The sequence below is a fragment of the Mesorhizobium sp. MC2-1-1 genome, from assembly GCF_057597255.1.
The window spans coordinates 2,960,242-2,973,143 of record NZ_CP195205.1; the positions used below are offsets into that span (position 1 = coordinate 2,960,242).

At 63.7% G+C, this 12,902-nt stretch carries 12 protein-coding genes; 9 read left to right on the plus strand and 3 right to left on the minus strand.

Annotated features, from left to right (window positions below):
• Nucleotides 1-7: 7 nt before the first annotated feature.
• Nucleotides 8-1,057, minus strand: coding sequence for a CapA family protein (locus tag ACR64R_RS14710; RefSeq protein ID WP_487362332.1), 1,050 nt, complete (start codon nucleotides 1,055-1,057; stop codon nucleotides 8-10).
• A 141-nt stretch (nucleotides 1,058-1,198) separates the two neighbouring features.
• Here ACR64R_RS14710 and ACR64R_RS14715 point away from each other — a divergent pair, with 141 nt between their 5' ends.
• Nucleotides 1,199-2,449 (plus strand): hypothetical protein, encoded by a 1,251-nt coding sequence (locus ACR64R_RS14715; protein WP_487362443.1) that lies wholly within the window; start codon nucleotides 1,199-1,201, stop codon nucleotides 2,447-2,449.
• Between the two features lie 71 nt (nucleotides 2,450-2,520).
• Here ACR64R_RS14715 and ACR64R_RS14720 read toward each other — a convergent pair whose 3' ends face one another.
• Nucleotides 2,521-3,744: a clavaminate synthase family protein gene (locus ACR64R_RS14720; protein ID WP_487362333.1), complete on the minus strand. Its 1,224-nt coding sequence runs from the start codon at nucleotides 3,742-3,744 to the stop codon at nucleotides 2,521-2,523.
• Between the two features lie 104 nt (nucleotides 3,745-3,848).
• Here ACR64R_RS14720 and ACR64R_RS14725 point away from each other — a divergent pair, with 104 nt between their 5' ends.
• Both ACR64R_RS14725 and uvrB read left to right on the plus strand, forming a co-directional pair.
• On the plus strand, nucleotides 3,849-4,772 hold the full coding sequence (locus tag ACR64R_RS14725) for a LysR substrate-binding domain-containing protein (RefSeq protein ID WP_487362334.1): 924 nt from the start codon (nucleotides 3,849-3,851) through the stop codon (nucleotides 4,770-4,772).
• A gap of 99 nt (nucleotides 4,773-4,871) precedes the next feature.
• Entirely contained in the window at nucleotides 4,872-8,006 is a 3,135-nt protein-coding gene (uvrB, locus tag ACR64R_RS14730; RefSeq protein WP_487362335.1) for an excinuclease ABC subunit UvrB, read from the plus strand.
• Between the two features lie 2 nt (nucleotides 8,007-8,008).
• On the opposite strand, the gene ACR64R_RS14735 is transcribed toward uvrB, so the two are convergent.
• On the minus strand, nucleotides 8,009-8,470 hold the full coding sequence (locus tag ACR64R_RS14735) for a hypothetical protein (protein ID WP_487362336.1): 462 nt from the start codon (nucleotides 8,468-8,470) through the stop codon (nucleotides 8,009-8,011).
• A gap of 440 nt (nucleotides 8,471-8,910) precedes the next feature.
• Between ACR64R_RS14735 and ACR64R_RS14740 the strand changes: the two genes are divergently transcribed.
• The 6 genes from ACR64R_RS14740 to ACR64R_RS14765 all read left to right on the plus strand — a co-directional run bounded on the left by ACR64R_RS14740 (nucleotide 8,911) and on the right by ACR64R_RS14765 (nucleotide 12,898).
• A complete protein-coding gene (locus ACR64R_RS14740; protein WP_487362337.1) occupies nucleotides 8,911-10,437 on the plus strand; it encodes an ABC-F family ATP-binding cassette domain-containing protein in 1,527 nt (508 codons plus the stop codon).
• 101 nt (nucleotides 10,438-10,538) lie between these two features.
• Entirely contained in the window at nucleotides 10,539-10,928 is a 390-nt protein-coding gene (locus ACR64R_RS14745; protein ID WP_487362338.1) for a nuclear transport factor 2 family protein, read from the plus strand.
• Between the two features lie 92 nt (nucleotides 10,929-11,020).
• The gene (locus tag ACR64R_RS14750; RefSeq protein WP_487362339.1) at nucleotides 11,021-11,203 is read left to right on the plus strand and encodes a hypothetical protein; all 183 of its coding nucleotides are present in this window, start codon (nucleotides 11,021-11,023) and stop codon (nucleotides 11,201-11,203) included.
• 149 nt (nucleotides 11,204-11,352) lie between these two features.
• A complete protein-coding gene (locus tag ACR64R_RS14755; protein ID WP_487362340.1) occupies nucleotides 11,353-11,769 on the plus strand; it encodes a VOC family protein in 417 nt (138 codons plus the stop codon).
• A 103-nt stretch (nucleotides 11,770-11,872) separates the two neighbouring features.
• Nucleotides 11,873-12,226, plus strand: coding sequence for a DUF1428 domain-containing protein (locus ACR64R_RS14760; protein WP_487362341.1), 354 nt, complete (start codon nucleotides 11,873-11,875; stop codon nucleotides 12,224-12,226).
• 84 nt (nucleotides 12,227-12,310) lie between these two features.
• Nucleotides 12,311-12,898, plus strand: coding sequence for a dihydrofolate reductase family protein (locus tag ACR64R_RS14765; RefSeq protein WP_487362342.1), 588 nt, complete (start codon nucleotides 12,311-12,313; stop codon nucleotides 12,896-12,898).
• The last annotated feature ends 4 nt before the right edge of the window (nucleotides 12,899-12,902 follow it).

Sequence of the window (12,902 nt, forward strand, 5' to 3'; positions counted from 1 at the left end):
GCTCACCTTATCTCCCCAAGGCGGGAAAAATCGCCCCAAGCCGCGCTGCAACCCGCCGCCTGAGCGCCCCGTCCAGCGCGTCCACCGGCACCAGCCGTTCATGGCCTTGGGCAGCGAGGCGCGCGAAGAAATGCAGCCTGTAAGCCGCGATAATGCCGCGTGTGGCGGCATCGGCGCTGACATCGACGGTTAGGATCGAACCGATGCGGCCGGGCCATGGCTGCCTGGCAAGGGATGTGCCGAGGAAATCACCAAGGCCGTGGACAATGACGCTATCGCCGACACGCTCGACCGGCTGCACGACATGAGCGTGATGCCCCACGATCAGCTTTACACCGTGATCCGCCAGCCGCCTCGCCAGTGCCCGCGTCGCCGGCCTTGGAAAATGCCGGAACTCCCAGTCCCAGTGGGGCACGGCGCAGGTCAGGTCGATGCCGGAGACAACCTCGCGCGGCCATTTGGCGGGATCGCCACACATGGAGATGCGTTGTTCAAACGCAACGGCTGCGGCATTGCGCCAGAGCGTGAAGGCCGCAAAGCCGATCTTCAGCGATCCGGCCGCATGAAGCTGGACCGGACCGCCGGCAACCGTGCCGATGGTACGGATCCCGAGTCGCCTCAGCGAGACGAGCGTTTCCTCGAAACCGCCAACCCCCTGGTCGAGCACATGATTGTTGGCCAGGGACAGCACGAGCCTGTCGCGCGCGATGCCGGCGGCTGCAAGCGCATCGGCCAAGAAACGCTCGCTCATCGCATGACGCATACCGAGTAGCGTGCCGATGGTCGCGCGTGGACTGTCGACGATCGGGCTTTCGCAATTGCCGATCACCAGATCGGCCGATGAAAGCAGCGCTGCGATCGTCGGGTCGCATTCAGGCGTATCGCGATTGGCGACCGCCGAAATATCGCCGACGAAAGCCAGCCGCGCCGTCTTGATCGGCAGCGGATCGATCAGCGTCGTCGCCGGCGCCGCGAAGCCGCCTTTGTCGCCGCCAAGCGATGGTCTCAGCAGACGCGGCAACCACGACAACTTGTAGGAAAGCGGATAATTCGACACGGGCACGTCCAGTTTTGCCCTGTGTAGACTGTCTGACGGGCCGGTTGAAGCCGGCCACCGAGCGATCCTCAGCGGACATCTCCGGCTGACCAAAATACGTGTATGCTCGTCCCATCACGCGAGTGGAGGACGATGATGACGATGCTCAAGACAGTCTTTGCCGCCGCCCTGTCGGTGTTCCTGCCGGCGTCTCTCGCCTGGGCGGAGATGCCGGACGCAGCCAGATCCTTGTTCGAGGCCAAGACCGTGGCCGAGCGGGACACGGCGCTGTTGACGCTTGAGGCGGCAGCGGCCGGGGATCCGGCATCGGCCTATGCGGCTGGCGCCGGCGAATTCTTCACGGCACTGGAGCTCCTCGCCGCCGGCCTGCATCGCCACGGTTTCGAGAGCCCCAAATCCTTCATGCTGCCGTTGATGCAACTGCCCGTGCCGGAGAATCCCAACCCGCAACCGCTGACCTATGAACAATTCCGCGCCATCCTCGTCGCCTTCCGCGACCGGCTGGAAAAATCCGCCGTTACGCTGGGCTCGGTGCCAGCCAGCGCCGACATCGGCATGGTCGTCGACCTTACCCGCGCCGGTATCGATCTCAACGAGGACGGCACGATCGCGCCCGAAGAAAGCTTCGCCGCGATCATGGCCTCCCTCTCGCGCGGCGGTATCGAAACGAGCAACGGCGCGCCCTCACTGACCTTCCGCTTCGACCGCGCCGACGGATTCTGGCTGCAAGGCTACGCCGAGTTCCTAATGGCGCAGGCCGATTTCTGGCTGGCGCACGACTTCAGGGCCATGTTCGACGGCTCCTTCCACATGCTGTTCCCTCGGGCGAAACTGCCATTGCAGGATACGCTCGTACCGCCGGACGGCGGCATGAACGGCAACATCTTCACCTCCGAATGGCGCTTCGCCGACTTCATATCTCTCGTGCATCTCATCAACTGGCCCGTCGTCGAACCGGAGCGCCGTCAGGCCGCGCGCCGCCACCTGCTGGAAATGATCCGGCTGTCGCGCGAGGATTGGAAATCGATCCTGGCGGAGACCGACAACGACCGCGAATGGCTGCCGGGGCCGCAGCAGAAGGGCGTCAACCCGCTGACCGGCCTTGAGGTCGGCCAGCAACAGGTGCAGGCTTGGCTCGCCACATTGACCGTGGCCGAGGATCTTCTCGAAGGCCGCACCCTGCTGCCGCATTTCCGCATCACCGGCAAGGGCATAAACATGAAGCGCTTCTTCGACGAGCCCAAACCCTTCGACCTCGTGCTCTCGATCACTGGGCCCGGCATCGCACCCTATCTCGAAAGCGGCAAGATCCTCAGCAGCGACGGTTTCGACCAGATCCAGCGCCAGTTCGGCGGCGCCGGATTCTTGACGTTCGCGCTGTGGTTCAACTGAGACATCGCGGGACTGGAGCCTCCCCCCGCCATGCGTGGGCGAGGAACGCAACCCCGTAGCGATCGTGGCTTTCAGAGAATTGCCCCCTGGTAAAGCACCGCCTCCGCCTCACCCGGCGCGAAGCGCCGCGCCAGGGTGCGGAAGGCGCTGTGGACGCCATCGCGGTCGAGATTGCAGCTTCTAAGGTGCCGGACGGCCAGCGTCGGATCGAATTCGCTGCGCCCGTGCAGGACCCGCTGATTGTCGAACACCAGCACCTCACCGGGCTTGAGCTGGTGCTGGAACTGGTTCGCAGGATCGCAGATCAGCCGCGTCAACTCGGCCAGTGCTTCGATCAGACCGTCGACCGCCTCGACCGATCCCGCCTGCGGCGCCAGGCAGCGGTCGTTGTAGCGGATGCCGGTGACGGCGCCGCTCGCGTCGAGGCTGATCACATGCGCCTCGGCGCTGAAGAACACGTCACCGGCGTGCTCGCGATGGAACGTCACGCCATGCCTGGTCAGCACATCGAAGAGTTCCGGCGTGTTCCTGCGCATCAATTCGGCGACCTGAAAGCCGTCGACCATCAACGATGTGCCGCCGCTGCCGGCGCCGGTCCTGATGGCATGGAAGAAGATGAAGCCCGGCGGCGAATAGCGGAACGGCTCGTCCGTGTGCGGGATCTGCGCCCGTGCCGTCTCTCCTGCCACCCGCGCGTCGGGTCGTGAGATGAGATCGAAAACCTTGCCGTAGCTCGTCTCGCGTACGGGACCATAGCGGCCGGCGACACGCAGCGTCGCCTCGGGCTCGGCCGGCACGCCGGTCAGCATGGCGATGCCGTGGTCGCGCAAGGCGCGCAGCGAGCGGAACAGCGCTTCATCGTCCTCGACCACGGCATCGAAGGCAAAGCGGCCGAGCAGCCCGGAGAGATCTCTGTTCCACAGTTTCGGCCGGAAGCGCGGCGCACCGGAATCGCCGGTCTGCCCGGCATGGGCAGCCAGAAAGCCCGTCGCGAAGCGCGAGACATGGCCATCCGGCCAGGCCACGTCCATCATCCCATCCGACGAGATTACGATCGACGCTGCCCGCATATCGGCGGGAACGTCCGCCGGCGTCAGCCAGCGCTTCCCCGAAGCCGTGTCGCCGCATATCTCGCATTCGCAGGCGAGCCGCAGCCAGCGCGTGGAGAGGCGGCCGGCACTGCCGTCATCGAATTCGATCGTGATGCGTGTCCCTTCGTTACGCATCGATCGCAACGAGCGCGGTGTCGCTAGAGCCTTACCGGAGAAGACGGACTGGGTGTGCGTATCGAGCATTGCGATGGCTTTCCTGGATTGAGTTGTCTTCAACGAGACTAGGTCCGAGCCAATCAAACCAGCAAACGAGTTTGCTTTCTCAGGCTTTGAGGTAAACTCAATCCATGACACTCCTTCGCGACCTCCCCCTGTCGGCCTTGCGGGCGCTGGCCGCCGCCGCGCGCACCGGCAGTCTTACGCGCGCCGCCGACGAGCTCGGCGTCACGCCAGGCGCTGTCGGCCATCAGTTGCGGCAGTTGGAGGACCGGCTTGGCGTCAAACTGGTCAGGCGCGAGGGCAACGGCATCGCGCTCACGCGTATCGCCGAAGCGGCGCTGCCCGACATCGACCGTGGCTTCGACGCGCTGGCCTCAGGGCTGCGGCGGCTGCGTTTCGAGCGCCGCGCCCACACCTTCACCATCACGGCAGACCCCTCTTTCTCGTCGCTTTGGCTGGCGCCACGCCTTGACAGGGTTCGTGCGGCGCTCGGCAGGCTGGACGTGCGCATCGTCATGTCGATCGCGTTGGACTCGATGCTGGAGGAAGGTATCGACCTCGCCATCAGCTACCGGAAGAGCTCGGCCAGGGACCTCGCATCGGCCGACCTCTTCACCGAAAGGGTGGTCCCGGCTTGCGCCCCGGCATTGATCGGGAACCGTTCCGACACCGCCACGGCGCTGGACCGCCTGCCTCTGCTGCATATCGATCAGACTATGGGCGACGATGTCTACCCCACATGGGCAAACTGGTTCACCGCCGCCGGCCGCCAGCGCAAGAACATCGACCATGGACCGCGTTTCCCCTTGACCGTGCTGGCCGCGCAGGCTGCGATTTCCGGCATGGGCGCGTTGCTTGCAAGCGAACTGGTGCTACGGGAGCATTTCCGCTCCGGTCAGCTCGTCGAGATTGCCCGCGAGATTCCAGCATTGACCATCACGCGCCGTCTGGTCTGGCCGGTGAACGGACCGAAAGCCCGCCATGCTGCCGCTGTCGCCGCGGCACTTGCCGCGGTCGCGGATGCCGACAGTTCCCGGCTAACCAGATCATGACGCCGCTCCTGACAGCCTTCTGTCAGCAGCGTCCGCGCGCGGTCGGCGCCCGTTCACTCGGCTCTTCCCATTTCGGCCGAGTCCACCCATATTTGGGCCATGGCCAGACATCCTGACAAGAAGACGCCTTCGCAAGACGGCGCGCCGAAGCGGCGCAGTCCGCTCACCGACTTCCTCGACGCTGCCGAGCCGTTGAATCCCGGCGGCCTTGCCGAGGCGCCGCAGGCGGAGTTTTCCGGTGCGCCGTTGACCGGCTCGATCTCCGATTGGGCCGGGCAGATCGAACGCGAGGCGGAGAAGCAGCCAAAGGCGAAGGCGCCGAAGAAGATACCCGAACGCTCGTCCGCGCCTGGGCGCACGGCGCGCGGCACCTCGATGGGCGGCGCGGCTTCGGCCAAGGAACGCGCGGCAGCCGGCCTTAACCCGGTGGCCGGTCTCGACATCAGCCTGGAGGACGCCGAACAGGTTTCGTCCAGCGGCGTCACCGCGACCGTCGCGGCGCTGTCGGCGCTGATCGAATCCGGCAATCCGCTGCACAAGGACGGCCAGCTCTGGACGCCGCACCGTCCTGCACGGCCGGAAAAGTCGGAAGGCGGCATCGCCATCAAGATGGTGTCGGATTTCGAGCCGGCCGGCGACCAGCCGACCGCCATCAAGGACCTTGTCGAAGGCGTCGAGCGGAACGACCGCACCCAGGTGCTGCTCGGCGTCACCGGCTCGGGCAAGACCTTCACCATGGCCAAGGTGATCGAGGAGACGCAGCGCCCTGCCTTGATCCTGGCGCCCAACAAGACGCTGGCCGCGCAGCTCTATGCCGAATTCAAGAAATTCTTCCCGGAGAACGCGGTCGAGTATTTCGTCTCCTACTACGACTATTACCAGCCGGAAGCCTACGTTCCGCGCACCGACACCTACATCGAGAAGGAATCCTCGATCAACGAGCAGATCGACCGCATGCGCCACTCCGCGACGCGCTCGCTGCTGGAGCGAGACGACGTCATCATCGTCGCCTCGGTGTCCTGCATCTACGGTATCGGCTCGGTCGAGACCTATACGGCGATGACCTTCCAGATGCAGGTCGGAGACCGGCTCGACCAGCGCTCCCTGCTCGCCGACCTAGTCGCACAGCAATACAAGCGCCAGGACATCAACTTCGTGCGCGGGTCTTTTCGCGTTCGCGGCGACACGATTGAGATCTTTCCGGCCCACCTGGAAGACCGCGCCTGGCGCATCTCGATGTTCGGCGACGAGATCGAGTCGATCACCGAATTCGATCCGCTGACCGGGCAGAAGACCGGCGAGCTGAAGAGCGTCAAGATCTACGCCAATTCGCACTATGTGACGCCGCGCCCGACCTTGAATCAAGCCATCAAGTCGATCAAGGAAGAGCTCAAGCATCGCCTGCAAGAGCTTGAAAAAGCTGGGCGTCTCTTGGAGGCGCAGCGCCTTGAACAGCGCACGCGCTTCGATCTGGAAATGTTGGAGGCGACCGGTTCCTGCGCCGGCATCGAGAACTATTCCCGGTACCTCACCGGCCGCCAGCCGGGCGATCCGCCCCCGACCTTGTTCGAATATGTGCCGGACAATGCGCTGATCTTCATCGACGAGAGCCACGTCACCGTGCCGCAGATCGGCGGCATGTATCGCGGCGACTTCCGCCGCAAGGCCACGCTTGCCGAGTATGGTTTCCGCCTGCCCTCCTGCATGGACAACCGGCCGCTGCGCTTCGAGGAATGGGACGCCATGCGCCCGCTTTCGGTCGCGGTTTCGGCGACGCCCGGCAACTGGGAGATGGAGCAGTCCGGCGGCGTCTTCGCCGAGCAGGTCATCCGCCCGACCGGGTTGATCGATCCGCCTGTCGAGGTGCGCCCGGCCAAGAGCCAGGTGGACGATGTCGTCGGCGAGATCCGCGACACCACCCGGGCCGGCTACCGCACGCTGGTCACCGTGCTGACCAAGCGCATGGCCGAGGACCTGACCGAATATCTGCATGAGAACGGCATCCGAGTCCGCTACATGCATTCCGACATCGACACGCTGGAGCGCATCGAGATCCTGCGCGACCTGCGCCTCGGTGCCTTCGACGTGCTGGTTGGCATCAACCTGCTGCGCGAGGGCCTCGACATTCCCGAATGCGGTTTCGTTGCCATCCTCGATGCCGACAAGGAAGGTTTCCTGCGTTCCGAAACCTCGCTGATCCAGACCATCGGTCGCGCCGCCCGCAACGTCGACGGCAAGGTCATCCTCTACGCCGACCAGATCACCGGCTCGATGGAGCGCGCGATGGCGGAGACCAATCGCCGCCGCGAGAAGCAGATGGAGTGGAACACCGCCAACGGCATCACGCCGGAATCGGTCAAGTCGCGCATCGCCGACATCCTCGACTCGGTCTACGAGAAGGATCACGTGCGCGCCGACATCTCGCAGTTCACCGACGATGCCGGCGCCATGATGGGCAACAATCTGAAGACCCATCTCGAGGCTCTGGACAAGCAGATGCGCGACGCCGCCGCCAATCTCGATTTCGAGAAGGCCGCGCGCGTCCGCGACGAGATCAAGCGGCTGCGCGAGATGGAGCTTGCCATTTCGGACGACCCGCTGGCGCGCGAGGTGGAGAGCCAAAGTCCAGCCTCAGGCCGCGAAAAGGGCAAGCACAACAAGGGCGTGGCCAAGCATCGTACTGCCGAGGAGCAGGAGCGTTTCCGCCAGCTCGACGAAGCGCGCGCCGCCGAAGAGGCGGCCAAGGCCGCCCGGCCCAACCTCTTCCGCAAGCCGCATCTCGACGAGATGGGCGCGGACGGCGCTGTCCCGGTGAAGAAGCCGCTCTTCGCCAAGCCGTCGATCGACGACATGGGTCCTGGCACGGACATGACGACGCCGGCGGGCGCGGTGTCGCGCTCGCTGTTCAAGAAGCAGAGCGCGCAGGAAGCGCATGGTTCCGATTTTGGCGTTCCCGGCGATCGCACCAAGCCCCTGTTCAGGAAGAACTCGCTCGACGAGATGACGGTGCGCCGGACGGAAAAACCCGTCGAAGGAAAGGTGCCGGCGAAGCCAAAGCCGATCTCCCCCACAGGGGGCGAGATGTCGGGCAAGACTGAAGGGGGCGCGAAGGAAGGCGACGATTCCAGCAAGCCGATCGTTCGCCAGCGCGCCGGCATCGGCTCCTACGAAGACCCGGGCGACGAGCGTCGCCAGAAACGACGGCCGGGCAAGACCGGGCGGCCGGGGCAGTAATCTTACCCCGGCTCATATTCTCCGGTGAATGGAAGCCCGTTGAATGTGTGCGTACAGCAAGAACAACTCGGCTTCATGTCTTCCAGCTTGAGGCCCGGATCGACGAGCGCTAAGCGATTGTCCTCGTCGACATACAGGCCGCTGTAGTATGAATTTTCTCCAACGCGAACGAACGGTTTCTTTTCAGCCTCGTTGAGAGCGACCATCCAAAAGATCGGATCTTGCCGATCCAGCCGCGCTACCGCCCGGCTATGGACGTCAGCCCAGTCCTGACCAACTTTGGATAGAAGAAATTTAAACAGCGGCGTGTAGTCGAGACCATGCTGTTTTTCGGCGTGCATCGAGCCCCGGCTTGTCCTGTTCTGTTTCTTTATGTGCCGGGAAAACTTGTAGTCGCTGCCTCCATGGCGAACGCCATGGGTCCGCGTGTTTACTCGGCGATAGAGTGGTTCTTTGCTGTGCATCAGGCGCAATCCGTTAGGGGATCCAATATTCGCTCGAGTGAATTCTGGTCGATGTCGCCCACGGGCGCAAGATAACTTGGCGACGCCTTTCCGACCATCCTTTGCCAAAGCAGATTGAGGTCTTGCCACCGCCCCTCCCCCGGTGTACCCAATCCCCAACTCGAACTCTGGAAAGGAGGGCCGCGTGTATTTTTATCACCATTATCGGCGTGGCCCGATTTGCGCCCTGCGAGCTTGCTTGCAGGGCTGACCAGGACGGTCCGGGTTTTCCCGCTTCGATTTTTGGTCTGCCCTTCGTGGTGTCGCTGAACTTGGCCTGATGGCCGGTCGGCGCACCGTCAAAGTGCAATGAGCCGCTAGAGCATGATCCCGAAAAGTGGGAACCGGTTTCCGGGAAAGATCATGCTCCTACAAGCGTCGGCAAGACCAGAGAAATCGACATGGCCCTGATCAGCCTCAAATCCCTCGGCGTCACCATGAGTGCGCCGCTTTTTTCCAATCTCGACCTCACCATCGGCACCGGCGACCGGCTGGGCATCGTCGCCGCCAACGGCCGTGGCAAGTCAACCTTGCTCAGATGCCTGGCCGGTGAATTCGAACCCACGACCGGCGACATCACCCGGTCGCGCGGCCTGCGTGTCGGCCATGTCGAGCAATCCGTCCCCGACGCATTGCTCGACCTCGGCTTCCATGACGCCGTCGCCGATGCCTTACCGCCCGAGCAGCGCGACAGCGAGTTCTGGCGCGTCGACGTGGTGCTGGATTCGATCGACGTGCCCGAAGAGATGCGCAACCGGCCGATAGTCGCATTGAGCGGCGGCTGGCAGCGGCTCGTGCTGATTGCCCGGGTGTGGGTCACCGATCCCGACGTGCTTCTGCTCGACGAGCCGACCAATCACCTCGACCTCGCCAGGATCAATCAGCTGGAAACTTGGCTCAACGCGCTGCCGCGCGACGTACCGGTGATCATCGCCAGCCACGATCGCGCCTTCCTCGACACCACCACCAACCGCACGCTGTTCCTGCGTCCGGAAGAGTCGCCGGTGTTCGCGCTGCCCTATTCCCGGGCCAGGCAGGCGCTCGACGAACTCGACGCCTCGACGGCGCGCAAGTTCGAGCGCGACATGAAGATCGCCCAGCAACTGCGCAAACAGGCAGCCAAGCTCAACAACATCGGCATCAATTCCGGCAGCGACCTTTTGACGGTGAAGACCAAGCAGCTCAAGGAGCGGGCGGAAAGACTGGAGCATGCGGCCGTCCAAGCGCATCGCGAGCGTTCGGCCGGCGCAATCAAGCTGGCCAACCGCGGCACGCACGCCAAGGTGCTGATCACGCTGGAAGACGCGGCGGTGGAAACGCCTGACGGCACGCTGCTGTTCAGGACCGGCAAGCGCCACATCTGCCAGGGCGATCGCATCGTGCTGCTCGGCCGCAACGGCGTCGGCAAGACGCGCTTCATCGCGATGATCCGCGACGCCGTCGCCGAGCCGGGTTCGGTCGCGAACATCAAGGTGACGCCGTCAACGGTGCTCGGTTACGGCGATCAGGCGCTGTCCGGCATCGATGGCGACGACATGCCGCTTGCGATGCTCTCGCGCCGCTTCGAGATCGGCGAGCAGCGCGCCCGCTCGCTGCTCGCCGGCGCCGGCGTCGCGATCGAGATGCAGCAGAGGAAGATCGGCGCGCTGTCCGGCGGACAGAAGTCCAGGCTGATGATGCTGGTGCTCAGGCTCATCCATCCCAATTTCTATCTGCTCGACGAGCCGACCAACCATCTCGACATCGACGGCCAGGAAGCGCTGGAGGACGAATTGCTGACGCATCAGGCGAGCTGCCTGCTTGCCTCGCATGACCGCTCCTTCATCCGCGCCGTCGGCAACCGCTTCTGGCTGATCGACAGGCGGCGGCTGATCGAAGTCGACGATCCGGAGGAATTCTTCCGCTCGGTGGCCGAGACACCGAACTGAGTGACGATACATCTGCCGGGCCAGTGCCGCCGGCTCGGCAGTACTTTCACATCCGCTAAAAAAGGAGCATCTTGAATTGCCAAGCCATGGAGGAACGGGCCATGCGTGCAGTGGATATCGTCAGCGATCTCTATCAAAGCTATGCGGACCGTGACATCGAGGGCGCGCTCGTGCATTGCGCCGAGGATGTCGTGTTCCGCTGGATTGCCGATCCCCGGCAATCGCGCCATGCCGGCACCGCGCACGGCAAGCAGGAGTTCCTCGCCCGGCTCCTGGCGCTCGACGATGATTTCGAATACCGGCACTTCGTCCCGGTCGAGATCATCGACGGCGGCGACAAGGTCGCCGCGCAAGTCGAGATCCACATGACGCGGCGTGCCACCGGCGAGGACTTCATCATGCGCACCGCCAACTTCTGGACGGTCCGCGACGGCGAGATCATCGAGATGGTGGAGTATTACGACACCGCGCTGGCCGCGTCGGTGTTCTGAAAAGGATCGGGGCGATCTGTCGGATCGCCTGTAGCCGCCTCATCCTTGGGATGCCGACACAATGATGCCGGCATCAACCAGGGAGAGACATCATGTCGGTACTGTCATCCATCGGGCGCCTTGCCAACCGCTATGCGGCGGCGCGCGCCCGTCACAGCGGCGAGCGCATCCTGCTTTCGCCGCCTGCCGAGTTGCGCAAGGACATCGGCTTTCCGGAGATTTTCCAAACGCGCGAAAGCCGCTGCACCGCCACTTTCTCGGCGAAGGTCACATAGGGGTGGCACATCCAATGCGACTGTTCTCCGGCAGCCCGGGTTGCCGGAAAGTGGCCCTTTAAGAAATTTTCGGGAGGCATGTAGGATCGCCGCCGGTTCGTCCGTCCTTGGGCGGCAAGCCGGATCAACCCGTGAAGAGGAACACGAGAATGAACGACCAGACCCCGCCCCGCGCCAAGGTCCTTGGCGGATTGACCCCTTACCTGCAGGTCGACGGCGCCATCAAGGCCGCCGAATTCTACAAGCAGGCTTTCGGCGCGGAGGAAGTGTTTGCCTATCCGCCGGACGACAAGGGCCGCACCATGCACGTCCATCTTCACGTCAACGGCTCGACGCTGATGCTGGGCGATGCCTATCCGGAACACGGCCATCCGCACCAGGCGGCGCAGGGCTATACGCTGCAGTTCCATCTCGGCAGCGAGGACATCGACGCCTGGTGGAAGCGCGCGGTCGATGCCGGCTGCGAGGTCGTCACCCCGCTGCAGGTGATGTTCTGGGGCGACCGCTGGGGCCAGGTGAAGGATCCCTTCGGCGTCTCCTGGGCGATGAACGCGCCGGTGAAGTGAATCTCCTAGCGAGCAGGCGTCGCCCCGATGGATGACGCGCTCACTCGCGCCGGGTCGTTCCCCGCCGACCCGGCGCTCGTTTCTCAACAAAGGAGAGCTCATCATGTCTTATGTCGATGGTTTCGTACTTGCCGTGCCGCAGGCAAAACTCGATGATTACAAGAAGATGGCCGAGAACGCCGGCACCATCTGGATGGAGCACGGCGCACTAGCTTACGTCGAGTGCGTCGGCGACGACGTGCCGTATGGCGAGCTGACCTCGTTCCCGCGCGCCGTGCAGGCAACGGACGACGAGATCGTCATCTTCGCCTGGGTGGTCTATGAATCAAGGCAGGGCCGCGACGCGGTCATGGCCAAGGTAATGGCCGATGAGCGCCTCAAGATGGACTGGTCTGCCATGCCATTTGACGGCAAGCGCATGATCTTCGGCGGCTTCCAGCCGTTCGTGGAGCTATAGGCTTACATGGGACCGATCACTCCACGCCCCGCGCCAACACCAGACGCGTGACTCGTCTTCGTCTCTTAAAATTAGGACCGACTTATGCGCAAGCTGATCGTATTCAACAGCATATCGCTTGACGGCTATTTTACCGACGGGCATGGCGCCATGGACTGGGCTCATAGCCAGGATCCGGAATGGAACGCTTTCGTCGCCGACAATGCCAAGGGCGGCGGGATGCTGGTTCTGGGCCGCGTCACCTATGACCTAATGATCCAGTTCTGGCCGACGCCGATGGCCGCCCAGATCGCACCGGTGGTCGCCGAACGCATGAACGCCATGCCAAAGGTCGTGTTTTCCACTACGCTCGACACTGCGGGCTGGAACAACACCGAGTTGGTCAAGAACGGGCCCGTCGCCAAGCTTTGGGAACTGAAGCAGCAGCCGGGCAATCACATGACGATTCTGGGAAGCGGCAATCTCGTCGCCCAGTTGGCTGGAGAGAATTTGATCGATGAGTACCAGTTCGTCATCGTCCCGGTCGTGCTTGGCGCCGGCAGGACGATGTTCGAAGGCATGGGCAACCGGCTTGCGATGAAGCTGACGCGCTCGCAGGCCTTCAGCAACGGCAACGTCTTCCTGTGCTACGAACAGAAATCTCAAGCCGACCAGCGCAAGGCTTCGGCATGATGGT

Excerpts from the sequence above, each read along its gene's own strand:
- ACR64R_RS14755 (WP_487362340.1), top strand. The coding sequence starts at position 11,353 with ATGAACGACCAGACCCCGCCCCGCGCCAAGGTCCTTGGCGGATTGACC.
- ACR64R_RS14740 (WP_487362337.1), top strand. The coding sequence starts at position 8,911 with ATGGCCCTGATCAGCCTCAAATCCCTCGGCGTCACCATGAGTGCGCCG.
- ACR64R_RS14750 (WP_487362339.1), top strand. The coding sequence starts at position 11,021 with ATGTCGGTACTGTCATCCATCGGGCGCCTTGCCAACCGCTATGCGGCG.
- ACR64R_RS14765 (WP_487362342.1), top strand. The coding sequence starts at position 12,311 with ATGCGCAAGCTGATCGTATTCAACAGCATATCGCTTGACGGCTATTTT.
- ACR64R_RS14735 (WP_487362336.1), bottom strand. The coding sequence starts at position 8,470 with ATGCACAGCAAAGAACCACTCTATCGCCGAGTAAACACGCGGACCCAT.
- ACR64R_RS14725 (WP_487362334.1), top strand. The coding sequence starts at position 3,849 with ATGACACTCCTTCGCGACCTCCCCCTGTCGGCCTTGCGGGCGCTGGCC.
- ACR64R_RS14760 (WP_487362341.1), top strand. The coding sequence starts at position 11,873 with ATGTCTTATGTCGATGGTTTCGTACTTGCCGTGCCGCAGGCAAAACTC.
- uvrB (WP_487362335.1), top strand. The coding sequence starts at position 4,872 with ATGGCCAGACATCCTGACAAGAAGACGCCTTCGCAAGACGGCGCGCCG.
- ACR64R_RS14715 (WP_487362443.1), top strand. The coding sequence starts at position 1,199 with ATGCTCAAGACAGTCTTTGCCGCCGCCCTGTCGGTGTTCCTGCCGGCG.
- ACR64R_RS14720 (WP_487362333.1), bottom strand. The coding sequence starts at position 3,744 with ATGCTCGATACGCACACCCAGTCCGTCTTCTCCGGTAAGGCTCTAGCG.
- ACR64R_RS14745 (WP_487362338.1), top strand. The coding sequence starts at position 10,539 with ATGCGTGCAGTGGATATCGTCAGCGATCTCTATCAAAGCTATGCGGAC.